The sequence below is a fragment of the Streptomyces sp. Je 1-369 genome (assembly GCF_026810505.1).
Taxonomy (GTDB): domain Bacteria; phylum Actinomycetota; class Actinomycetes; order Streptomycetales; family Streptomycetaceae; genus Streptomyces.
Map to the genome: position 1 here is coordinate 8,155,259 of NZ_CP101750.1, position 20,903 is coordinate 8,176,161.

22 protein-coding genes and 1 pseudogene are annotated in these 20,903 nt (G+C 72.4%); 12 read left to right on the forward strand and 11 right to left on the reverse strand.

The genetic code is table 11. From position 1 onward, the window contains the following. Window positions 1-55 precede the first annotated feature (55 nt). Window positions 56-565: an HAD family acid phosphatase gene (locus tag NOO62_RS35985; protein ID WP_268774984.1), complete on the forward strand. Its 510-nt coding sequence runs from the start codon at window positions 56-58 to the stop codon at window positions 563-565. Between the two features lie 10 nt (window positions 566-575). On the opposite strand, the gene NOO62_RS35990 is transcribed toward NOO62_RS35985, so the two are convergent. Then, a complete protein-coding gene (locus NOO62_RS35990; RefSeq protein ID WP_150175059.1) occupies window positions 576-797 on the reverse strand; it encodes a dodecin in 222 nt (73 codons plus the stop codon). Between the two features lie 317 nt (window positions 798-1,114). Between NOO62_RS35990 and NOO62_RS35995 the strand changes: the two genes are divergently transcribed. Further along, complete coding sequence (locus NOO62_RS35995) at window positions 1,115-2,320, forward strand: extracellular solute-binding protein (RefSeq protein WP_268775938.1); 1,206 nt, start codon at window positions 1,115-1,117, stop codon at window positions 2,318-2,320. A gap of 50 nt (window positions 2,321-2,370) precedes the next feature. Here NOO62_RS35995 and NOO62_RS36000 read toward each other — a convergent pair. After that, a pseudogene (locus NOO62_RS36000) lies at window positions 2,371-3,337 on the reverse strand (serine hydrolase domain-containing protein). A gap of 88 nt (window positions 3,338-3,425) precedes the next feature. Here NOO62_RS36000 and NOO62_RS36005 point away from each other — a divergent pair. Together NOO62_RS36005 and NOO62_RS36010 are read left to right on the forward strand one after the other, a co-directional pair. Then, the gene (locus tag NOO62_RS36005) at window positions 3,426-4,079 is read left to right on the forward strand and encodes a TetR/AcrR family transcriptional regulator (protein ID WP_414930946.1); all 654 of its coding nucleotides are present in this window, start codon (window positions 3,426-3,428) and stop codon (window positions 4,077-4,079) included. Continuing rightward, window positions 4,076-4,285: a hypothetical protein gene (locus NOO62_RS36010; RefSeq protein WP_268774985.1), complete on the forward strand. Its 210-nt coding sequence runs from the start codon at window positions 4,076-4,078 to the stop codon at window positions 4,283-4,285. The genes NOO62_RS36005 and NOO62_RS36010 overlap by 4 nt, the downstream gene beginning before the upstream one ends. A gap of 83 nt (window positions 4,286-4,368) precedes the next feature. Here NOO62_RS36010 and NOO62_RS36015 read toward each other — a convergent pair whose 3' ends face one another. From NOO62_RS36015 to egtA, 6 genes are all read right to left on the reverse strand, one after another. After that, entirely contained in the window at window positions 4,369-4,596 is a 228-nt protein-coding gene (locus NOO62_RS36015; RefSeq protein ID WP_268774986.1) for a hypothetical protein, read from the reverse strand. A gap of 184 nt (window positions 4,597-4,780) precedes the next feature. After that, entirely contained in the window at window positions 4,781-5,116 is a 336-nt protein-coding gene (locus NOO62_RS36020) for an alpha/beta fold hydrolase (protein ID WP_268774987.1), read from the reverse strand. Between the two features lie 33 nt (window positions 5,117-5,149). Next, on the reverse strand, window positions 5,150-6,112 hold the full coding sequence (gene egtD, locus NOO62_RS36025) for an L-histidine N(alpha)-methyltransferase (protein WP_268774989.1): 963 nt from the start codon (window positions 6,110-6,112) through the stop codon (window positions 5,150-5,152). Beyond that, a complete protein-coding gene (gene egtC / locus NOO62_RS36030) occupies window positions 6,109-6,864 on the reverse strand; it encodes an ergothioneine biosynthesis protein EgtC (RefSeq protein ID WP_268774990.1) in 756 nt (251 codons plus the stop codon). Before egtC ends, egtD begins: the two co-directional genes overlap by 4 nt. Further along, on the reverse strand, window positions 6,864-8,222 hold the full coding sequence (egtB, locus tag NOO62_RS36035) for an ergothioneine biosynthesis protein EgtB (protein ID WP_268774991.1): 1,359 nt from the start codon (window positions 8,220-8,222) through the stop codon (window positions 6,864-6,866). Before egtB ends, egtC begins: the two co-directional genes overlap by 1 nt. Further along, window positions 8,219-9,571, reverse strand: coding sequence for an ergothioneine biosynthesis glutamate--cysteine ligase EgtA (gene egtA / locus NOO62_RS36040; protein ID WP_268774992.1), 1,353 nt, complete (start codon window positions 9,569-9,571; stop codon window positions 8,219-8,221). Before egtA ends, egtB begins: the two co-directional genes overlap by 4 nt. Window positions 9,572-9,730: 159 nt before the next feature. Here egtA and NOO62_RS36045 point away from each other — a divergent pair, with 159 nt between their 5' ends. Further along, window positions 9,731-10,606: a TIGR02452 family protein gene (locus NOO62_RS36045; RefSeq protein WP_268774993.1), complete on the forward strand. Its 876-nt coding sequence runs from the start codon at window positions 9,731-9,733 to the stop codon at window positions 10,604-10,606. Here the strand turns inward: NOO62_RS36045 and NOO62_RS36050 are convergent. Further along, window positions 10,581-11,036 carry a type II toxin-antitoxin system PemK/MazF family toxin gene (locus NOO62_RS36050; protein WP_268774994.1) on the reverse strand — a complete coding sequence of 152 codons (456 nt, stop codon included), beginning with the start codon at window positions 11,034-11,036 and terminating at the stop codon, window positions 10,581-10,583. The genes NOO62_RS36045 and NOO62_RS36050 overlap by 26 nt on opposite strands. A gap of 43 nt (window positions 11,037-11,079) precedes the next feature. Next, window positions 11,080-12,507, reverse strand: a complete 1,428-nt coding sequence (locus NOO62_RS36055) for an amidase (protein ID WP_268774995.1) — start codon at window positions 12,505-12,507, stop codon at window positions 11,080-11,082. Window positions 12,508-12,757: 250 nt separating this feature from the next. Here NOO62_RS36055 and NOO62_RS36060 point away from each other — a divergent pair, with 250 nt between their 5' ends. From NOO62_RS36060 to NOO62_RS36090, 7 genes are all read left to right on the forward strand, one after another. Then, entirely contained in the window at window positions 12,758-13,039 is a 282-nt protein-coding gene (locus NOO62_RS36060; protein WP_268774996.1) for an acyl carrier protein, read from the forward strand. Then, window positions 13,029-14,255: a beta-ketoacyl-[acyl-carrier-protein] synthase family protein gene (locus NOO62_RS36065; RefSeq protein WP_268774997.1), complete on the forward strand. Its 1,227-nt coding sequence runs from the start codon at window positions 13,029-13,031 to the stop codon at window positions 14,253-14,255. Before NOO62_RS36060 ends, NOO62_RS36065 begins: the two co-directional genes overlap by 11 nt. After that, on the forward strand, window positions 14,255-16,438 hold the full coding sequence (locus NOO62_RS36070; protein WP_268774998.1) for an MMPL family transporter: 2,184 nt from the start codon (window positions 14,255-14,257) through the stop codon (window positions 16,436-16,438). The genes NOO62_RS36065 and NOO62_RS36070 overlap by 1 nt, the downstream gene beginning before the upstream one ends. 34 nt (window positions 16,439-16,472) lie before the next feature. Beyond that, entirely contained in the window at window positions 16,473-17,531 is a 1,059-nt protein-coding gene (locus tag NOO62_RS36075) for a type III polyketide synthase (RefSeq protein ID WP_268774999.1), read from the forward strand. Window positions 17,532-17,579: 48 nt separating this feature from the next. After that, window positions 17,580-18,512 (forward strand): acyl-ACP desaturase, encoded by a 933-nt coding sequence (locus NOO62_RS36080; protein WP_268775000.1) that lies wholly within the window; start codon window positions 17,580-17,582, stop codon window positions 18,510-18,512. Further along, on the forward strand, window positions 18,509-19,048 hold the full coding sequence (locus NOO62_RS36085) for an isoprenylcysteine carboxyl methyltransferase family protein (RefSeq protein WP_268775001.1): 540 nt from the start codon (window positions 18,509-18,511) through the stop codon (window positions 19,046-19,048). Before NOO62_RS36080 ends, NOO62_RS36085 begins: the two co-directional genes overlap by 4 nt. Before the next feature lie 184 nt (window positions 19,049-19,232). After that, complete coding sequence (locus NOO62_RS36090) at window positions 19,233-20,267, forward strand: LacI family DNA-binding transcriptional regulator (RefSeq protein WP_268775002.1); 1,035 nt, start codon at window positions 19,233-19,235, stop codon at window positions 20,265-20,267. A gap of 204 nt (window positions 20,268-20,471) precedes the next feature. Here the strand turns inward: NOO62_RS36090 and trxA are convergent, their stop codons facing one another. Beyond that, window positions 20,472-20,858 (reverse strand): thioredoxin, encoded by a 387-nt coding sequence (gene trxA / locus NOO62_RS36095; protein ID WP_268775003.1) that lies wholly within the window; start codon window positions 20,856-20,858, stop codon window positions 20,472-20,474. Between the last annotated feature and the right edge of the window lie 45 nt (window positions 20,859-20,903).

Consider the following 20,903-nt stretch of genomic DNA (forward strand, 5'->3'; position numbering starts at 1 on the left):
CCAGGATTCCCGGCCCGCCTCGCGGATCCGCTCCGGACGCTTCTACGCTGTCGACGTGACGGCAGACAGCAGATCCCGCAAGAACAGCAGCAGGCCCCTGGCCGTGTTCGACCTGGACGGCACCCTCGCGGACACCGGGCATCGGCAGCAATTCCTGGAGCGCACGCCCCGCGACTGGGACGCGTTCTTCGCCGCCGCGCCCCAGGACCCGCCGCTGGCCCGCGGTGTCGAGCTGGCCCTGGCGAGCGCGGCGGAGTGCGAGGTCGTCTATCTGACCGGCCGCCCCGAGCGCTGCCGTGCCGACACGGTGGACTGGCTGGCACGGCAGGGGCTGCCGGACGGACGGATCTGGATGCGCCGCAACAACGACCGGCGCCCCGCACGCCGCACCAAGCTGGAGATCCTCCAGGAGCTCGCCCGCACACGGACGGTCCGCATGCTCGTGGACGACGACGAGCTCGTCTGTGCCGACGCGGAACGCGCCGGTTTCACCGTCGTCCGGGTGACCTGGGCGAACACGCCGGAGGCCCTGAAGGACGCGCAGGAACGCGAGGGCCGTACCTAGGCCCCCGGTCTCATACCTCGGCGTCGTCCTCCAGACGGAAGCCCACCTTCAGGCCGACCTGGTAGTGCTGGATCTCGCCGTCCAGGATGTGGCCGCGCACCTGCGTGACCTCGAACCAGTCCAGCGAGCGGAGCGTCTGCGAGGCCCGCGCGATGCCGTTGCGGATCGCCTGGTCGACGCCCTCGTGCGAGGTGCCGACGATCTCGGTGACACGGTACGTGTGGTTCGACATGAGGATGTTCCTCCGGGCCGTCGGGTGGGGCCGTACGGCGCGCTGCCGCACGGCTCCGAGAAGTGCCGTCACTCCACCGTGCCCCAGTCGCTCCCGTGGCGCGAGACGGCGTGCGAGACGACGTACCCCCTTGACCAGTTCATTGGTACGGACCAAAATCCAGCCAGTACCCGTTCGAGCAGCGCTGCTCACCCCCCGCGTCGGGCTGACCTTCCCCTGTCCGCAGGCAGAAAGTGACCCACGTGAGACCGCACCACCGCGCCGCCGTGTCCCTGGCGCTCGCCCTTTCCTCCACCGTCCTGGTCGCCGGGTGCGGCATGCTGCCGGGAGGTGACGACTCCAGGACCGTCACGGTCTGGCTGATGAAGGACAGCGCGTCCCCGGAGTTCGTCGAGCGCTTCACGGCGGACTTCGAGAAGGAGCACGACGACATCGAGCTGGACATCCGCATCCAGGAATGGACCGGCATCGGCGCCAAGGTGAAGAAGGCGCTCAAGGAGGAGGGCGGCGACGGGCCCGAGGTCATCGAGGTCGGCAACACCCAGGTCGCGCAGTACGTCGACGAGGGCGGCCTGTACGACCTGACCCTGGAGTCCGCACGCGACCTCGGCATGAACGACTGGCTGCCGGGTCTCGCCGAGCCGGGGCGTTACCGCGGAGCCCAGTACGGCATCCCCTGGTACGCCGCCAACCGCGTCGTCATCTACAACAAGGACCTGTTCGCGGCAGCGGGCATCAAGACTCCGCCGCGCACCCGCGAGGAGTGGCTCACGGCCACGGAGAAACTCAACACCGGCGGCAAGCAGGGCATCTACCTCGCGGGCCAGGACTGGTACACCCTGTCCGGCTTCATCTGGGACGAGGGCGGCGAACTCGCCAAGGAGACCAAGGAGTCCTCCGGCGACTGGCGCGGCACGCTGCACACGCCCCAGGCGCTGCGCGGCATGGAGTTCTACCAGCAGTTGCAGGCGCTCGGCGAGGGCCCGCGCGACGCCGACGAGGAGCACCCCTCGCAGGCCGGGGTGTTCGCGGGCGGCGACGTCGCGCAGATCGTCGCGGTGCCCGGCGCGGCTCGCGCCATCGAGGAGAAGAACCCCGAACTCAAGGGCAAGCTCGGTTACTTCCCCATCCCCGGAAAGAAGGCGGGCAAGCCCGCCGCGGTCTTCACCGGCGGTTCCGACCTCGTGGTGCCCGAGCACAGCAACGACCACAAGGGTGCGGTCGAGGTGATCGAGGCGCTGGCCGGCAAGAAGTGGCAGACCGATCTGGCGCGGACCATGAACTACGTCCCGAACAAGGCGAAGCTGGCCCGGGCGGTCGCCGACGAGGAGGGCGCGGCGGCGATGGCCGTCGGCGCGGCGAACGGCCGGGCCACCCCCAACTCCCCGCGCTGGGCCGAGGTCGAGGCGGACAACCCGATCAAGGGGTACATGACGAGGGTCCTGACCGGCGGCGACCCGGCGACCGAGGCCCGCAAGGCGTCGGCCCTGATCACCAGGGCACTGGACGTCGGCGGCCTGTGACCGACGCACAACCACCCGCAGCTGCCCCTACTGCCTGACGTCGAGGGGATCTACCCGGGCCTTTCGCAGTAACCCTGCTGGAAGGCAGCCCAGAAGTCGTCGTCGATCCCGGTGTCGGCGAACGAGTTCCAGTTGGTGTGGGCGACGAGTTGGTCGCGCCCATCGCGACTGTTGAGGGCGAACGTCAAGTACCCCAGTGCGCTGCCGCCGTGGCCGTACGCACGGCCGCAGCCGGTGGCGTAGACGTAGACCCCCAGGCCGTAGGCGACAGCGGGCGGGGCGCTGCCGGTGGTGGGGACGGTGTCGGTGAGCATCCGGCGGAGCAGGTCCGGGGGCAGGAGACGTCCTTGCAGCAGGGCCCGGTAGAAGCGTGCGACGTCGGCCGCAGTCGTGACGAGGGCGCCCGAAGCGCCGGCCTCGGACGGGCTGAACGCGGTGACGTCGAACCGGGTCGGGTCCGGCGCCTTCGGCAGTAGGAGCGAGACGTCCGCGTAGCCGTGCACATGGGCTCCGTCGATGGCGGTCCGTGCCAGCGCGTACGAGGTGCCGCGCAGCCCCAGAGGGACGAAGATGCGGCGTTCGAGGTTGGTGCGCAGGTCGCGGTCGGTGATCCGTTCGATAGTCGTACAGCCCGCTCGTGTGGTTGAGCAGTTGGCGAATGGTTATGTCCGCACCGGACAGTGCGTTGCCGGTGCGGACCTGGTCGGGCAGCAGGCTCTGCACGGTGTCGTCGAGTCGCAGCCGGTGCTCGGCGACGAGTTGCAGGACGACCGTCGCGGTGAACGTCTTTGTGACGCTCCCGGCGCGGAACTTCAGGTCCGGTGCCATCGGCGTGCCGACGGAACGGTCGGCGACGCCGGCCGCGCCGAAGCGGTCGTCCGAGCCGCGTCGGGCGAGCAGGAAAGCGCCTGGGTTGGGGTTCGGGTCGGCCACCACCTGGTCGACCAGCGCCTGCAGGGCCGGGTCACGACGGCTGTCGGCCGTCTGTCCGTCACCGGCCTGGCCCGCACCGGCCATACCGGGTGACAGCAGCAGAGCTGACGCCCGACACGGGCAGATCACCGACGCCGTCCAACGCCTGGTCGTACGGGACGGCCTCACCGCCGTGACCGTCGCGCGGACCGCCGCGGAAGCGGGCGTGTCCGTCGGCCTGGTGCAGCACTACTTCACGGCGAAGGACGAGATGCTGCTGGCCACGTTCACCCGCGTCAACGGGCGTTTCACCGCTCGAGTGGACGAGGTGGTGAACCGAGGTGAGGCCGAGGGCCGCACCATCGCCGAGATGCTGCGGCAGGCGCTGGCCGAGCTCATGCCGCTGGACGGCGACCGCCGAGCCGAGTTCCTGGTCCGTCTCGCCTTCGCAGGTCAGGCCGCGCACAACGCCGACCTGGCCGCCGTCCGGAGAGAGACCCTCGTCGGCATCCGCTCACGCGTAGCGCAGGCCATCAGAAACGGCACGGTGTGCGGCGAGGTCGCTCAGGGGATCGACGCGGCGGACCAGGCCCTGCGCATCGTTGCGTTCGCCGAAGGACTCGCCCTGCACATGCACATCGACCCCGACGGCACACCAGAACCGGCGATGCTCGCCGCGCTGGACAACCAGATCGCCCGCGTATTCACCGGAACCTGCCGACGCGGCGAGCTCGGTCGGAGATCCGCGCCGGAGTTCGGTGAGGTGCACCCGATTGCGGGAGTACGAGGCGAGGGCCCTCCGGGTACCTATGACGGGGCCTGCTCGCCAGGAGCTGCCTGTGAATGAGAGGACGTCCTGTGTACCGGAAAACTCTTGTCGCCCTGTCGCTGGCGGCGGTCGCCGTTCTCGGCACGGCCGCCTCGGCCACGGCTGAAGTGTCCGTGAAGAGCACGAATGCCGCGGTAGAGCCTCCGCCGGTGTCCAACGTGCCCCCGATCAAGATTCCCGACCTGCCCGGCCCTCTCAAAATCGTGTCGGACCTCCTGAACTAGGACGAGAAGGGCCGCACCCGGCAAGGGTGCGGCCCTTCTGGCCCGGTTGCGCTCCGCGGCCCTCGGGCAGGGGCCTGCCGCCTCTAGTAGACGGGCGTGAGGTACCACTGCTTCTCGGGGTTCATGTTGTCGCAGTGGTAGCCCTTGACGACGCCCTTGGCCTGCAGGTCGTGGCCCCACGCGGCGCACGTCTCGAAGTTGGCCATCTTGATCGGCGCCCCTTCGGCCGCCTGCGCGGTGACGGTGGTGCCTCCGGCGACGGCGGCGATGCCGGCCATGACGACGGCGGCCTTCGCGAGCTTCCTGCGCATGTGTCTCTCCTCTGTACGGTCCACCACCCGACTGCGGGACGAGCGGCTTGGTATGGCCACGGCACCGGTACCGGTACCGGCCAAGGTGCTGCATGTAGGGGGCATGCGTTTGTGGCTGCTGCTCCCTGACTCCTCAACAGGACAGCACGGCGCTCATTTGCGATCAACAATTCCCTGATCCCTGTTACATGCCCCTTACAAAGATCCACTGCATGCGCGATGGCCCGCGTGCGCATTCTGTGGGTGAGGACCGCGGCTCGATCAGGGTGAGCGAGCGCACGCTGCCCGGCGCGACCGCGGACGCCGCCAACGCCCCGAGGGTGCCGTAGGAGTGGGCGACGACGTGCGGGCGGCCGACGAGCAGCGGCGCCAGGTCCAGGGCGTCCACCTCGTAGTCCTGACCTGCCCGTGGCGCCGGAGTCGGCGGACAGCCGCGCCGGTGGACGTAGACCAGGTTCCAGCGGTCCGCCTGGGCGGACAGGCCGCCCCACGTCGTCCGCGGGCCGGCGCCCCCGTGCACGAGCAGAACCTCCGGTCCCGAACCGGGCCCCCGCTAAGCCACCGTGCTCAGCGAGAGAGCGAACCGCCCCCTCTCGTCCGTCCACCAGTGCGTCAGTTCGAGCCCGGAGGCGGCCAGTTCGGACCGTACGCCGTCCGCACGGAACTTCGCCGAGATCTCCGTGCGCATCTCCTCGCCCGCGAGGAAGTCGACCGCGAGGTCGAGTGCGTGGATCTTCACCGTCTGGTCGGCCGTGGAGCGCAGCCGCATCTCGATCCACTCGTGCTCGCGGTCCCAGACGGCCACGTGCTCGAAGGCGTCCGGGTCGAAGTCCCCGGCCAGTTCGCGGTTGATGACGGTCAGGACGTTCTTGTTGAACGCGGCGGTCACGCCGGTCCCGTCGTCGTACGCGGAGACGAGCACCGACTCGTCCTTGACCAGGTCCGTGCCGAGGAGCAGCGCGTCGCCGGGGGAGAGGAGGTCGTGTACGGAGGAGAGGAACGCGGCGCGTTCGGTGGGCAGCAGATTGCCGATCGTGCCGCCGAGGAACGCGACCAGGCGTGGCCCCGGCGTGCCCGGCAGTGCGAGGCCGCGGGTGAAGTCGGCGATGAGGGCGTGCACGTCGAGCGCGGGACGCTGCGCGAGCAGGGTGTTCGCGGCGCCGGTCAGCGCGCTCTCGCTGACGTCCACGGGGACGTAGGTGTGCAGGGACTCCATCGCGTCGATGAGGTGGCGGGTCTTCTCCGAGGAGCCCGAGCCCAGCTCGATCAGCGTCCGCGCACCGGTGATCTCGGCGATCAGGCCGGCGCGGGCGACGAGGATCTCGCGTTCGGCGCGGGTGGGGTAGTACTCGGGCAGGGTGGTGATCTCCTCGAAGAGGGCGCTGCCGCGCGCGTCGTAGAACCACTTGGGCGGCAGCGTCTTAGGGGTGCGGGTGAGGCCCTGGAGGACGTCGGCGCGCAGGGCGGCGCCCGTGGCGTCCTCGGGCAGGGTGCGGGTCAGCAGGAACGGGCTCACGCGGGGGGCTCCTTGAGCGGGGTCAGCAGTACGTCGGTGCGGCTGGCGGCGAGCAGGGTGCGGTCGGGCACCTCGCGCCAGTGCGGGTCGTCGTCGTAGGGCTCGGAGGCCACGACGGTGCGGCGGCCGGGTTCCGCGAGGTACCAGAGGGTGTCGCCCCAGGCGGTCGCGGCGATCGTGTCGCCATTGGTGAGCAGGAGGTTGAGGCGCGAACCGGGTGCGGCCTCCGCGACTTCGATGACGGTGTCCGCGAGGGCCTGCGCCTCTTCGTCGCCGCGGCGCAGCCGGTTCAGGACGAGCGCCCACACCAGTGCGGAGTCGCAGCGCGCCTCCATCGTGAGCAGCTCGGCGGGGGGCAGGTCCTGCGCGAGCGGGGCGAGGGAGCGGGGCCAGCCGGTGATCGCGCCGTTGTGGCTGAACAGCCACGGCCCGGCGGCGAAGGGCGCGGCCGCGGCCTCCCCGTCAGCCCCCGAGAGCGTCGCGTCGCGCACCGCGCCGAGCACCGCCCCGGAGCGTACGACCCGCGCCAGATCGGCGAACGAGCCGTCGCCCCAGATGGGCCCGGAGCGGCGGTAGCGGGCGGGCACGGGGTCCCCTTCGGCGTACCAGCCCACGCCGAAACCGTCGGCGTTGACGGTGCCGTGGCGCTGCCTCCGGGGCGCCCAGGACTGCCGGAACAGGCTGTGCGCGGGCGCCACGATGAGACTCCCCAGCGGTTCCGGCGAGCCGAGGTAAGCGAGGTGACGGCACATCAGGCGGGTCCCGGCGTCGGCGTCTCGGTGGGGCCCGCGTCCCGCGCGGTGCGGAACCCGGCGAAGATCTGCCGCCGCACCGGGTGGTCCCAGTTGCGGAACGTGCCGCGGCAGGCCACCTCGTCGACGGAGAACGCGCCGCCGCGCAGCACCTTGTAGTCGCCGCCGAAGAACACGTCGGAGTACTCGCGGTAGGGGAACGCGGCGAACCCCGGATAGGGCAGGAAGTCGCCGGACGTCCACTCCCACACGTCGCCGATCAACTGGCGCACCCCGAGCGGCGACTCACCGGCGGGGTAGCTGCCGGCGGCCGCGGGACGCAGATGCCGCTGGCCCAGGTTGGCGCGCTCCGGAGTGGGGTCCGCGTCGCCCCACGGGTAGCGCATCGACCGGTCGGTCACCGGGTCGTACCGTGCGGCCTTCTCCCACTCCTCCTCGCTGGGCAGCCGCCGGCCCGCCCACCGCGCGTACGCGTCGGCCTCGTACCAGCTGACGTGCAGCACCGGCTCGTCGGCAGGCACCGGCTCGACCGTCCCGAAGCGCCGCCGCAGCCACTGCCCGCCCTCGCGCCACCAGAACAGCGGCGCGCACAGGTTGTGACGCCGGACCATCGCCCAGCCCGCCGGGTCCCACCAGCGCATCCGCTCATATCCACCGTCCTCGATGAACTGCTGGTACGCGCCGTTCGTCACCGGAGTGGTGTCGATGAAGAACGGCGGGACGAGGCGGTGGTGCGCCGGACGCTCGTTGTCGAGGGCCCACGGCTCCGTGGACGTCCCCATCGTGAACGGGCCGCCGGGGACGAGGACCTCGGCGGGTCCCGTGAACGGCTCACCGGACGGCGGATCCGGGGCGGTCAGGGCGGTCAGCCCCGACCGCAGCTGGTGCGTGATCAGCATCGTCTCGTCGTGCTGCTGCTCGTGCTGCGCGATCATCCCGAACGCGAAGCCCGCGTCGGTGAGCGGCGTGCCGCGGAACGGGGTTCTCTCCAGTACGTCGAGCGCACGGCCCCGCACCTCGGCCGCGTAGCCACGGGCCTCGGCGGGCGCGAGGAGCGGCAGGTTCGGGCGCTCGGCGCGGGGATGCTCGAAGGCGTCGTACAACGGATCGATCTCGGGCCGCATGGCCTCGCGCCCCGCGACCGCGCGCAGCAGCCACTGCTCCTCCTGGTTGCCTATGTGCGCCAGGTCCCAGACCAGCGGTGACATCAACGGCGAGTGCTGCGCGGTCAGTTCGGTGTCCGCCACGCAGGAGGTGAGGAGGGTCGTACGTTCCCGGGCGGCGAGGAGCGCGGCCAGGGCGCGCTCCCGCAGGGCCTCCGGGTCGGTCGTTTCCGGGTCGGTGGTGGAGCCGGTCATCGGCGGACATCCTTCCCAGGCGTGTCGTGGGGGGTGGGGTCGTCGCGCACCGCGTCGCGCACCGCGTCGAGCAGGTCGTCGGCGGGGCAGCGCCCGTGCGCGACGTACTGTGCGGCGTACGTCGCCACGGCGTCCCGCACGGACACCCCGGCGCCGAGCCGGGGCAGTGCGGCGACGGCGGCGGCGAAGCACGCGGCGGCCGCCTCGTGCAGTTCGGGATCGGCGAGGCCGTGGCGTGCCGCGTCCAGCCAGAGCGGATTGTGCGGGGCGGCGGTCGAACCCGGCGGCCCGTACCGCTCGGCCAGCGGCTTCACGGCGCGGTAGGCGGTCTCTGCGGCCTCGGGATCGTCGAACAGGGCGGTCGTCACGGCGAGCGGCACGATCCAGCCGTCCTCGCCGGGCTGGGCGTCGACCATGCGCAGCTCCAGGTGGCCGCGGGGGCGCACCGGAGGGAACAGCGTGGTCAGGTGGTAGACGAGATCCTCCCGGGTGGGTCTGCGGGACGCGCCCGCGCGGGCCCACGCCCGGAAACTCATCCCCTCCGGAACGCTCCAGGGACCTTCGCCGGGCTCTCTCTTGACGCACATCACGGGCGCGTCCAGAGCGTGTCTGGTCCAGGTCTCGCGCGGCTCCCCGTCCAGCGGCGGGGCGCCGGATCTGCCGGGTTCGATGCCCGCCCACACGGCCTGCCGGGTCGAGCGCCAGCCGGTGGGGCGGCCGTCCTGCAGCGGTGAGTTGGCGAACGCGGCGACCAGGACGGGCCCGAGCAGGTGCGCCAGACGCCAGCGGCGCGCGTAGCCGAGCGGGCCCGGCTCCTCGTACCCGGCGTCCAGACAGATCTGCACGGACGCCGTCGAGCACATCATGCGGCGTCCGGCAGGACCGCCGCGGTCGAGGCACGACTCCAGCGCGTCGTAGCGGGGTTCGCGCAGGATCCGCGACGGCGGGCGCCACGGGTCGGCGCCGATCCCGCTGAGGGTGAGGCGGTGGGGACGTAACGCGTCGCGTACGACGTCGAGATCGGCCTGCATGGCCGAGATGCACTCCGTCAGCGAGTCGGCGGGAAGCGAGCTGAGCTCCAGCTGGCCGCCGGGTTCGACGGTGACGGACGAGTGCAGGGACAGGGCCCGCAGCGCGGCGTAGGCCGCTTCGAGGCGGGCGGCGGATACGGGCAGGTGGGGCAGGCCCGGTTCGTGAACGAGCCATTCCAGTTCGACCCCGATGGTGCGGGGTGGGCCGGTCTTGAAGCAGATGCCTCGGACCAGCGCTTCCACTTCGGCTTCCGACACCGTGTCACGCGCCGTTGTGCGGCCCGCCGTCCGGTGTTTCCTACAGTCTCCCTCAGGCATGCGGGGATCCTTCCATCCGGTGCTGCTCGTCACACCCAAAACCCTTGAGGGCGTCCGCACAAGAGTGCCCCCCAGGCCGTTCACGTACCGGGAATTTCTGTTGCGCCGCCCGACGCACGCGGCTCACCATGCGTTCATGAACGACAAGAGGGCGCGGATATGAGCGCCCGGCTGCGCGGACAGGCGCAGGAGACCGAGCGGATCGTCGCTGCGGGGGCGTACGTGACGCCGGGCGGCCGCGAGACGGTGATCGCCGACGTGGTGGCCGCGGCACGCGCCGGCACGCGCATGTTCGGACCGGACCCGGTGGAAGTGCCGCCCCGCGAGCGCGCGGAGAGCACACGCTTCGAGGTCACCGGCGAGAGCAGCCTGGAGGCGGCCCGCAGACTGACGGCCGACGAGCCATCGGACGCCTCCCGGCTCGCGGTGCTGAACTTCTCCTCGGCGCGCAACCCCGGCGGCGGCTATCTGAACGGCGCGCAGGCCCAGGAGGAAGCGCTGTGCCGGGCCTCCGCGCTGTACACCTGCCTGCTCGAAGTCCCCGGGTTCTACGCCCACCACCGCGCCGACCGCGACCCCTTCTACAGCGACCGCGTGCTCTGCTCACCGGGCGTTCCCGTCTTCCGCGACGACCGCGGACGGCTCCTCGACGAGGCGTACACCGTCGGCTTCCTCACCTCCGCGGCACCCAACGCCGGGGTGATCCGCCGCACGGCCCCCGAGCGCGCCGCCGCCGTCGAGCAGGCCCTGGCCGCGCGCGCCGAACGCGTCCTGGAGACGGCGGCCGCGTGCGGCTACCGGCGCCTGGTGCTCGGCGCCTGGGGCTGCGGCGTGTTCATGAACGACCCCGCGCACGTGGCGGGGGCCTTCCGGGTGCTGCTCGGTGAAGGCGGCCGGTTCGCCGGAGAGTTCACGCACGTCGTGTTCGGGGTGCTCGACCGCACGAAGGGCGCGGTGACGCGCGGCGCGTTCGAGACGGAGTTCGCGCGCGAGCTGGGCTCAGGCCCGCTCAGCGCCAGCCGTAACGCTCCTTGAGACGGAGGACGACGAGGTTGAACCGCATGCGGTCCAGCGCGCACGCCTCGCGCCGCATCCCCCGCTCGTGCACGCGCAGCACCCGGTCGACGTCCACCCAGGAGTCGCGCCCTCCCCGGTCCCACGGCCCGCTCCCGATCGGCACCCACTCCCTGCCGTCGTGCCGCTTGCTGGACAGCGGCACGGCGAGCAGCGTCCCGGAGGCCTCGCGGGCGACCACGAGCACCGGACGGTCCTTGCCGCGGCCGTCGTTCTCCTCGTAGGGCACCCACGTCCAGACGATTTCCCCCGGGTCGGGGTCGCCGTCGCACTCGGGCGCGTACTCCGTGCGGACCTGGCCCACTGCGCGCGGTTCGACCTCGGTGGTCGCGGTGGCGCCCGAACGGCCGGGCGACGCGGACAGGTGCGGGTCATCGGTGAAGGCAGTCACACGGTTCACCGTACGGTTTGTGCGGCCCGGCGCGACACCGCGCTCAGGAGACCGCCACGCCCGGCAGGGGCGCGGGCCACTGCTCGTGCCACCGCTGGTCCGCCTCCAACTGCGCCGCCAGAGAGATCAGGAGCGGTTCGCTCCCGGCCGGTCCGAGCAGCTGGGCGCCCACGGGCAGCCCGCCCGGCGTGTGCCCCGCGGGCACGTTGACGCCCGGCCAACCGAGGACGTTCCACGGCCACGCGTAGGGGCAGGCGGCGATCATGGCCCGGTCGGTCCGCCAGCCGCTCAGCGTGGCGAGCGCGCCGACACGCGGCGGCGGCGCGGCCGTCGTCGGGGCGAGCACCACGTCGTACGTCGAGAAGATCGCCCCCACCCGCCGGTGCAGCACGGCCTCCGCGCGGCGTGCGAGCCGCAGCGGCGCGCCGCCCAACAGCCGCCCCATGCGGGCCGCTTCCCGCGTCCGCCGGTCCAGCAGGGAGACATCGGGCACCTGCCGGGACCACTCGGCGATGCCCGCCGTGGCGCGCGGCACGAACGCGAGGCCGACCTGGCCGTAGCGCGGGTCGGCCGCCGCGACGTCGTGGCCCAGCGCGGCGAGCCGTCCCGCGAGAGCGACCACCCGGTCCCGCACCACGGGATGCAGCTGCTTGGGCGTCGCCGTGAACGGCATCCGCAGCGACAGCGCGATCCGCAGCCGTCCCGGATCGCGGGTCGCGGCCTCCGCGGCCCGGATGGCGGGCGGCCGGTGCAGGTCGCCCGCATGACCGCCGCTCGCCGCGTCGAGGAGCAGCGCCGCGTCCGCGACCGTCCTCGCCAGCGGGCCGTTGACGGTGATGCCCTGGAACGCCTCCGGCCACGGCCAGGTCGATATCCGCCCGCGCTGCGGCTTGATGCCCACGAGGTGGGTCCAGGCGGCGGGGATCCGCACCGAGCCCGCGCCGTCCGAGCCCAGCGCCGCGGGGACGAGCCCCGCCGCGACGGCGGCCGCCGAGCCGCCCGACGAGCCGCCGGGCGTGTGGCCGGTGTGCCACGGATTGCGGGTGTCGCCGAAGCCGGGCCCTTCCGTGAACGGCCACTGGCCCAGCTCGCACGTGTTGGTCTTGCCGACGATCACGGCCCCGGCCGCCCGGAGCCGGCGTACGGCCTCCGAGTCCGCCGTCTTCGGCGGAAAGTCGCCCCTGCACCCGAACGCGGTCGGCTCCCCCGTCACGTCCATGTCGTCCTTCACCGCAAGCGGTACCCCGAGCAGTGGCCGCCCGGCACCGGCCCCGCCCGCGGCGAGCTCCCGGTCGGCGGCGTCGGCCTCGGCGAGCGCGGCCTCGGCCCGCACCAGCTTGAAGGCGTTCAGGACGGGCTGCGCGGCCTCGATCCCGGCCAGTGTCCGCTCGGTCAGCGCGCGCGAGGTCACTTCTCCGTCGGCCAGCGCGCGGGCGGTGCGCACCAGGCCTTCGGCACGGTCGGCAGTCATGTGGGGGACACCTTCGCTCGACGACGGGTGCCCGAACGTTAACCGGCGAGTAGCTTGCCGGGGAACGGCACCAACGGCTGGACGTCACTGCCGCAAATGAGTGGAGATTCATCCGGGTTGATGGTTTGTCAGGACCTGTCCTGTCAAGGTGGCGAAAAGTGGCTGAAAAGGGATGCGGGTGTCCTCCGCGCGCGGATGAACGCCGTAGCACCGCCGCCCGGAGCCCACTGAGGAACCAGGAGACGAAGGCATGACACAGATGGACGAGCCGTCGACGCTGAGCCCGCAGCAGCCGGAACTCCCCGCGGAGCTCGTGGCCCTGCTGACCGACCGCCTCGACGTGCAGGCGACGTCCGACCAACTGTCCCCCGCCACGACATTCGAGAGTCTCGGCCTGGACTCGCTGTGGCTGATGGAGCTGGTGGTCGCGGCGGAGGAGGAGTTCGGGATCGTCCTGCCCGAGAACGCCCTGGACCTCCGCCCGTCCTCCACCCTCGGCGAGGCCGCCGCGGCATTCGAGCATGTGTCCTGACATCGCGGTCACCGGGATCGGCCTGGTGACTCCGGCCGGCCACACGGCGGAGGTGAACTGGACGGCCCTGTGCCGGGGCCGCTCCCTGGCCGCCGCGGACCCCGAACTGGAGGGGCTCCCCGTCGACTTCTCCTGCCGCGTGACGGACTTCGACGCCGACACGGAGATCGGCCGCGCACCGGCGCGGCGCGTGGACCGCTTCATCCAGTTCGCCCTCGTCGCCGCCCGGCGCGCCGTCGCCGACGCGGGCCTCGACCGCCGTACGTGGGACGCGGAGCGGGTGGGCGTCGTGCTCGGGGTGGGATCGAACAGCCTGAGCACCTACGTCGGCGAGTTCGGTCACCTCGGTGCGGGGCGGCAGGATCGCGTCTCGCCGCTCGCACTTCCGCGCAGCGTGCCCAGCATGGCCGCCGGCGAAGTCGGGATCGATCTGGGCGCTCTGGGGCCCAACTTCACCACCGCCAGCGCCTGTGCCTCGGGTGCCACCGCGATCGGAGTCGCCCGGGACCTGCTGCGGTCGGGGACGTGCGACATCGTGCTGGCGGGCGGCAGCGAGTCCGCCCGCTCCCGCATGACGGCCACCTGCTTCACCCGGATGCGGGCGCTGTCCCGGCGCCGGGAGGAGCCCGCCCTGGCCAGCCGTCCGTTCGACGCGCGCCGCGACGGCTTCGTCCTCGGCGAGGGCGCCGGCGTCCTCGTCCTGGAACGCGCCCGCTCGGCCCGGGCCCGTCGGGCCCCCGTCCAGGCACTGCTGCGGGGGTACGGCGCCGGAGCCGACGCCCACCACCCCATCGCCCCGCACCCGCGGGGAGACGGCGCGGTCCGTGCCGTCCGCGCGGCGCTGGCGGACGCGGGATGCGGACCGGACGACATCGCCCACGTCAACGCGCACGGCACCTCGACCCCGTTGAACGACGCGGCCGAGGCCACGGCCCTCCGCCAGGTCTTCGGTGACGACGGACCGCCGGTCACCGCGTCCAAAGGCGTGATCGGACACGCGCTGGGGGCGGCCGGGGCCATCGAGGCGGCGTACACGGTCCTTGCCCTGCGGCACGGGCTCGTCCCGCCGGTGGCGAACTTCCAGGGCCAGGACGGCGATCACAAGCTCGACATCGTCGCCGGGCGGCCACGGCCCGTACCCGGCACCGCCGCCATCAGCTGCTCCTTCGGGTTCGGCGGCCAGAACGCGGTCCTGCTGTTCACGGCCGCCGTCTAGTGCAGGCCGCGCACCCGTCCGCGGACGACGGCCCACGCGACGCCCGCACGCGTGGTGCGGTGCGGCGTGCCTGGCTGGTGCTGGCCTGCGCCCTGCTGGCGGCGGTGTGCGCGGCGGCGCTGACCCCCCTCGCCTTCTCGGCGCTGAGCACGGGCGGCGCGGTCGCCACGGGCACCGAGGCCGAGCGCGCCGCCCGGCAGGCCGAACGGCTCGGCGTGCCCGCACCCGATCTGGTCCTGGCCGTCTCCCGGCACACCGGCGCCGGCCGTGAGACCGCCCGGTATGCCACCGCGGCGGTGGTGCGGACACTGGCCGGGCGGGGTGACGTCAAGGCCGTGTGGTCGGCGCAGACCACACGGAACACCTGGCTGCGCTCGAAGGACGGGCGTACCCTCCTGGTCCTCGTACGGCTGAAGGGGACGGACAAGGAGCGCAAGGAGGCGGCACCCCGCGTGGTGGCCGCGGCCCGGGCGGCCGCCCCGGCGTCCGGTGTGGAGCCCAGCGGCGCGACGTGGGCCAACCGGGAGATCGACGAGAGCGTCGAACGCGACTTGCGGCGGGCCGAACTCCTGGCCGCGCCGGTGCTGTTCGTCGTGCTGGTCCTCGCCTACGGATCCGTGGTCTCCGCACTCCTGCCCCTGATCGTGGCCGCGCTCACCATCGGCTGCGCCATCCCGGTCCTGGGCCTGCTCGCACAGATCGTCGACGTCTCGCGGGTCGCGGTGAGCGCCTCCTCCGCGATCGGCTTCGGCCTGGCCGTCGACTACAGCCTCTTCCTGCTCGCCCGGGTACGGGAGGAGAGCGCGCGGGGCGCGGACCTGCAGACGGCGCTGGCGGCCGCCCGGCGCTCCAGCGGCCGTTCGGTGGCGTTCTCGGCCGCCGCCGTCACCGTCTGTCTGGCCACGGCCCTCGCCGTGCCGGTGCCGATGCTGCGCGCCCTGGCTCTGGCAGGCATGACCGTCGCCGTGCTCGCGGCCCTGGTCGCCCTGACGGTGCTGCCCGCCTGCCTGTGCGTGCTCGGCTCCCGGGCCCAGGCCTTCGACCCGCTGGCCCGGTGGCGCCGTACCCGTATCGGCGAGGGAAGCCGCTTCTGGCGCCGTACGGCCTCCTCCGTCACCGCACGGCCCCTGGCGGCGGGAGGCCTGGCGCTCCTGCTGCTGGCCCTGCTCGCCGTGCCGTTCACCCACGCCCGCCTCGGCATCGTGGACGAACGCACCCTGCCCGCAGCCGCCCCCTCCGTCGCGGCGGCGCAGCGGGTGCGCGCCGAGTTCACCGCACCGCCCGAGCGGCTCCTCACCGTGGTGGTGACCGGCCCCAGGGCGGCCGGGGGCGCCCCGGCCCACGGTGAGCGGCTCGCCCGCCTCCCGGGCATCACCGCCGTCCTCGTGGCGTCCACCTCGCCGGCCGGCGAGGGGGCGGTGCTCCTGGCGGCCACGTCGGCCGCCCCCGACACCCGCGCCGCGCAGACCGCGGTGCGGCAGGTACGGGACACCGCCGCGCCGGGAAGCGTCATGGTGGGCGGGCGGGCCGCGGACGTCACCGACACCGCGCACCGCGTCCTCGACGCCCTCCCCACCTGCCTGTTCCTGCTGGGCGCCGGGCTGCTGATCCTGCTGAGCGCCTTCACCCGTACCGTCGTCGCTCCCCTCAAGGCGCTGGCCGTCGCCGCGGTGAGCCTCGGCGCGATCCTGGGGGCGCTCGTCGTCCTCTTCCAGGACGGGCACGGCAGCGCCCTGCTCGGCGGTTTCGCCACGACGGGCACGCTGGACGCTTCCATGCTCCTGTTCGTCCTGTTCATCGCCATGGCCCTCTCGGTCGACTACGAGGTCTTCCTGCTCGGCCGTATCCGCGAGGAGTTCGACCGCGGAGGCGACAACCGCACGTCGATCGTCGAAGGCATCGCCCGCACCGGTCGCCTCATGACGTCCGCCGCCGCGGCCGTGGCGATCTCGACCGCCGCGATGGCCACCTCGCAGGTGGCCCTGCTCAAGTTCATCGGCATCGGTGTCGCACTCGGCGCGCTCGTCGACGCCGTCCTGGTGCGCGGAGTGCTGGTGCCCGCCGTGATGGCGGCCCTGGGCCCCCTGAACTGGTGGTCCCCTACCTGTACCGGGTCCCGGCCCGGGATCGTCGCAGCCGACAAGAGAGGCGGGGCTGATCCAGATGCATCAGGCTCCACATGACCGCACCGGACCCTCGTCGGCCACCGCCCCACGGGTGGCCGCCATCCAGACCGTCTTCCCGCCCTACACCTACCCCCAGCGGGAGATCCTCGCCACCCTGGCCCGCACCACCGCGCTGGAGTCCGAAGCGGGCGCTCTCGTGCTCCGCAAGATCGCGCACAGCTCGGGCATCGACACCCGGTCCCTGGCGATGCCGCTGGAGAAGCTGGTCGACCTCGCCCGCCAGGAGAACTTCACCGAACAGAACCGCATGTGGCTCGACGTGGCCCTGGACCTGGGGGAGCAGGCGATCACCGGCGCCCTGCGCGCCGCAGGAATCCGTCCGCAGGACGTCGACGCGGTGATCAGCACCACCGTCACCGGCCTCGCCGTGCCCTCGCTGGAGGCCCGCCTCGCCCATCGGGTCGGGCTGCGTCCGGACGTCAAGCGCGTCCCGCTGTTCGGCAGCGGTTGCGCGGGCGGCGCCGTGGGCCTGGCGCGGCTCCACGACTACCTCCTGGCCCACCCCGGCCAGGTCGCCGTCCTGCTCGCCGTGGAACTGTCCAGCCTGGCCTACCAGTTCGCGGACTCCGCCGTCGCCAACGTCGTCGCAGGCAGCCTCTTCGGCGACGGCGCCGCGGCCGTCGTGGCCACCGGAGCCGATCGGGACACCGATTCCGCCGGGCCCGCTCTCGTGGACACCCAGAGCCTGTTGCTCCCCGGCACAGAGGACGTCCTGGGCTGGGACATCGGCTCGCACGGGCTGCGGGTCCTGCTGGCCCCGGAAGTCCCCGCGCTGACGGGGGAGCACCTGCCCACAGCCGTCCACAGCCTCCTCGAGCGGCATGCGCTGACGCCGGACCAGATCGTCAGCTGGATCGTCCACGGCGGCGGCCCGAAGGTCTTCACCGCCGTGGAGCAGGCCCTCGACCTGCCGCCGCGCGCCCTGCGACTCACCCGCGGGTCCGTGGCCGAGCACGGCAACCTCTCGTCCGTCTCCGTACTGGACATCCTGCACGCCGCCATGAAAGCGCCCCCACCGCCGAACGCCCCCGGCCTGGTCGCCGCCATGGGCCCGGGTTTCGCCATCGAACTGGTCCTCCTCAGCTGGTAGCGGACCGGCCCACCGAACCCGACGGACCGCACGAGAAGAACGGTGACCATGCGCGCCCTCCCTGAAGACGTACGCATCCTGATCGACCTCGAACCGGTGGTGACCGAGGCCCTGGACAACCATTTCCGGACCACCGTCGACTGGTATCCGCACCAGTACATCCCGTGGAGCCAGGGCCGCGACTACGACGGGCTCCTCGGAGGGGAGCCGTGGGACCCCTCCCAGCCGAAACTGAACGCGGCGGCACGGGACGGCCTGATCCACAACCTGCTCAGCGAAGAGAACCTGCCCAGCTACCACCGGGTCATCGGGGAGATGCTGTCGCTGGACGGCCCCTGGGGCACCTGGGTCAACCGATGGACGCTCGAGGAGGACCGGCACGGCACCGCGATCCGCGACTACCTGGTGGTCACCCGCAACGCCGACCCTGTCGCGCTGGAGAACGACCGCGCCAGGCACATGCAGCACGGCTACGAAATCGACTACCGCGGCGACCTGATCGCCTCCCTGGTCTACGTCACGGTCCAGGAACTCGGTACGCGCGTCAGCTATCAGGGGATCCGTCGACTGTGCGACGAACCGGTGTGTGCGGCACTGATGCAGTGCATCGCCCAGGACGAGAACCGGCACATGCTGTTCTACCGAACCGTCCTCCAGGCATGCATGACGATGCACCCGGACCGAACCCTCCAGGCCGTGTCCAAAGTCCTGCGCACCTTCCGTCCCCCGGGCCACGGGGCGCCCGGCTTCGGCCGGCTGATCAGCTCCATGGCCAGGTCGGGCATCCTCTCGCCGGAGACCTACCACAGGGACATCGTCGTCCCCTTCGTCCGCATGCTCGGCGCCGTCGACGCCACCGGACTCACTCCGGTCGGCCGACGGGCCCAGGAAGACATCGGCGCCCACCTGCAAGAGGCAGCCGACCGCGCCACCAGATACCGCACACTCGCCGAACGCCGCGACCGGCTCACGACCGCGTGACGCTTCCGGCGAGCCTGCTCCTTCTCGTCGCCGCGGTCACCGCCGTGCGCCTGGTCGAACTGACGGTCGCCTGCCGGAACGCACGGTGGGCGTTCGACAGAGGCGGCGCCGAGTACGGACAACGCCACTACCCCGCAATGGTCGTCCTCCACGTCTGCCTGCTCGTCGGCATCCTCGCGGAGGCCGCCCTCGCCGACCGCGCCTTCATGCCACTGATCGGCTGGCCCTGCCTGGCCTTCCTCGCCCTGGCCCAGGCAGGCCGTGGCTGGTGCATGCGGGCACTGGGGCCCCAGTGGAACACCCGCGTCATCGTCGTGCCCACGCTCCCCTTGGTCACCACCGGGCCCTACCGCTGGATGCGGCATCCCAACTACCTCGTCGTCGTGGTCGAGGGCATCGCCCTGCCCCTCGTCCACACCGCGTGGGTCACGGCCCTGCTCTTCACCCTCGCCAATACGGCCTGGCTCGTCGTACGGATCCGTACGGAGAACAGGGTGCTGTGGCCGGTGGCCGGGGCGGTGACGGCCGCGCGGTGAGGGTGGGGCCGCACTCCGGGCCAACGCGGACGCGTGTCACTCCGGACCAACGCGGGACGCGTGCTGGGGAGTTCGCGCCGGGCGCCCGCGCCACGCACCGGCACCGCGCGCCCACGCCCGCACCGGTCGGCTCCACCGCCCGCCGCAAGCGCCCCCGGCGCCGTCTGCAAGGATTGGCCCCGCCATGGTGCAGATACCGAAGCAGCAGCCCGCACAGCGCTCCGTGCCGACGAGCGCCGACGTCGCCCGCCTGGCGGGCGTCTCCCGTGCGACCGTCTCGTACGTCCTCAACAACACCAGCGCCGTCCGGATCAGCGAACCCACCCGCCGCCGTGTCCACGAAGCGGCCAGGGAACTCGGGTATGTCCCGCACGCCGCCGCCCGCAGCCTCCGCGCCGGACACAGCCGCATGGTCCTCATGCCGACGCCGGAAATCCCGATGGGCCCGCTCTTCAGCCGGTTCTTCAACGAACTGCAGTGGGCGCTCAGCAGTTTCGACTACACCGTCGTCCAGTACGCAAGCCTCGGCCTGACCGGCGAGGACGCCGCCCGCGCCTGGGCCGAGCTGCGCCCCGTCGCCGTCCTCGCACCCGACGCCTCCGCGCTCAACCCGCGCGGTGTGACGGTCCTGAAGCGGTCCGGCGCCAAGGCCGTCTTCACCCTCGGCCCGCACCGCGTCGAGGGCGCGCACGCCCTGCTCATGGACGGCCGCAGGGTCGGCGAGGCGGCGGCCCTGCACTTCCTGGCCCGCGGCCGGCGCACCATCGGCGTCGTCGTGCCCGAGGAAGAGGGCCTCGAACCCTTCTCGCAGCCCCGTCTCGAAGGGGTCCGCCAGGCGGTGGAGCGGGCGCGTACCGCGGGCGCCTCGGTCACCGAGCTGCCCCTCGCCTACGAGGAGGCGTCCGCCGCCCGGCTCGCCGCGCGCTGCCGCGCCCGGGGCATCGACGCCGTCTTCGCCTACAACGACGAGTACGCGATGCTCCTGATGCGCGCGCTGCAGGACGAGGGCATCGACATACCCGAGGACACCGCCGTACTCGGCTCGGACGATCTGATGCTGGGCAAACTGCTGCGCCCCCGCCTCAGCACCGTCCGCATACAACTGCCGTCGGGCCGCGGCCTCGCCCAACTGGTCGACCGCGTGGTGCGCGACCCGGGCGCGGAACCCGAAGTGCACGACGTCCTCGGAGCGGACGTCGTGCACCGCGAGTCCAGCTAGGGCCTGTGTCGGAAGTCCCGCCTGCCCCGCGACGCCCGGCACGCGCCCTCGCGGCGTTGTCGGGACACCCCGATACAACCAGTATCGGGGCGACCCTCCGCCTTGCGATCGCACGTACCGGACGCCGCGGGGCCCGCCCTCCGGGCGGACGGCGGGACTTCCGACACAGGCCCTAGCCCACAGCCCCTACTGCTTCTCCTGGTCCTACTGCTCCGGCTGGCCCTGCTGCTTGGCCTGCTCCTCGGCGACCTGGCGGCGGACCTCGTCCATGTCCAGGTTCCGGGCCTGCCCGATGACGTCGGTCAGGGCGGCCTCCGGCAGCGCGCCCGGCTGGGAGAACACCGCGACCTGATCGCGGACGATCATCAGCGTCGGGATGGACTGGATGTTGAAGGCCTGCGCCAGCTCCGGCTGCGCCTCCGTGTCGACCTTGGCGAAGACCAGGTCGGGGTTGGCCTCGGCAGCCTTCTCGTAGACGGGGGCGAACTGCTTGCAGGGCCCGCACCACTCCGCCCAGAAGTCGATCAGGACGAATCCGTTGTCCGTGACCGTCTGGTCGAAGTTCTCCTTGGTGAGCTCCACAGTGCTCATGGTGTGTCCCTACTTCCTTTTGGGGCGTGGCCGCTGTGCACAACG

Excerpts from the sequence above, each read along its gene's own strand:
- NOO62_RS35990 (WP_150175059.1), bottom strand. The coding sequence starts at position 797 with ATGTCGAACCACACGTACCGTGTCACCGAGATCGTCGGCACCTCGCAC.
- NOO62_RS35995 (WP_268775938.1), top strand. The coding sequence starts at position 1,115 with ATGCTGCCGGGAGGTGACGACTCCAGGACCGTCACGGTCTGGCTGATG.
- NOO62_RS36010 (WP_268774985.1), top strand. The coding sequence starts at position 4,076 with ATGAGAGGACGTCCTGTGTACCGGAAAACTCTTGTCGCCCTGTCGCTG.
- NOO62_RS36015 (WP_268774986.1), bottom strand. The coding sequence starts at position 4,596 with ATGCGCAGGAAGCTCGCGAAGGCCGCCGTCGTCATGGCCGGCATCGCC.
- egtC (WP_268774990.1), bottom strand. The coding sequence starts at position 6,864 with ATGTGCCGTCACCTCGCTTACCTCGGCTCGCCGGAACCGCTGGGGAGT.
- egtB (WP_268774991.1), bottom strand. The coding sequence starts at position 8,222 with ATGACCGGCTCCACCACCGACCCGGAAACGACCGACCCGGAGGCCCTG.
- egtA (WP_268774992.1), bottom strand. The coding sequence starts at position 9,571 with ATGCCTGAGGGAGACTGTAGGAAACACCGGACGGCGGGCCGCACAACG.
- NOO62_RS36045 (WP_268774993.1), top strand. The coding sequence starts at position 9,731 with ATGAGCGCCCGGCTGCGCGGACAGGCGCAGGAGACCGAGCGGATCGTC.
- NOO62_RS36055 (WP_268774995.1), bottom strand. The coding sequence starts at position 12,507 with ATGACTGCCGACCGTGCCGAAGGCCTGGTGCGCACCGCCCGCGCGCTG.
- NOO62_RS36060 (WP_268774996.1), top strand. The coding sequence starts at position 12,758 with ATGACACAGATGGACGAGCCGTCGACGCTGAGCCCGCAGCAGCCGGAA.
- NOO62_RS36065 (WP_268774997.1), top strand. The coding sequence starts at position 13,029 with ATGTGTCCTGACATCGCGGTCACCGGGATCGGCCTGGTGACTCCGGCC.
- NOO62_RS36080 (WP_268775000.1), top strand. The coding sequence starts at position 17,580 with ATGCGCGCCCTCCCTGAAGACGTACGCATCCTGATCGACCTCGAACCG.
- NOO62_RS36090 (WP_268775002.1), top strand. The coding sequence starts at position 19,233 with ATGGTGCAGATACCGAAGCAGCAGCCCGCACAGCGCTCCGTGCCGACG.
- trxA (WP_268775003.1), bottom strand. The coding sequence starts at position 20,858 with ATGAGCACTGTGGAGCTCACCAAGGAGAACTTCGACCAGACGGTCACG.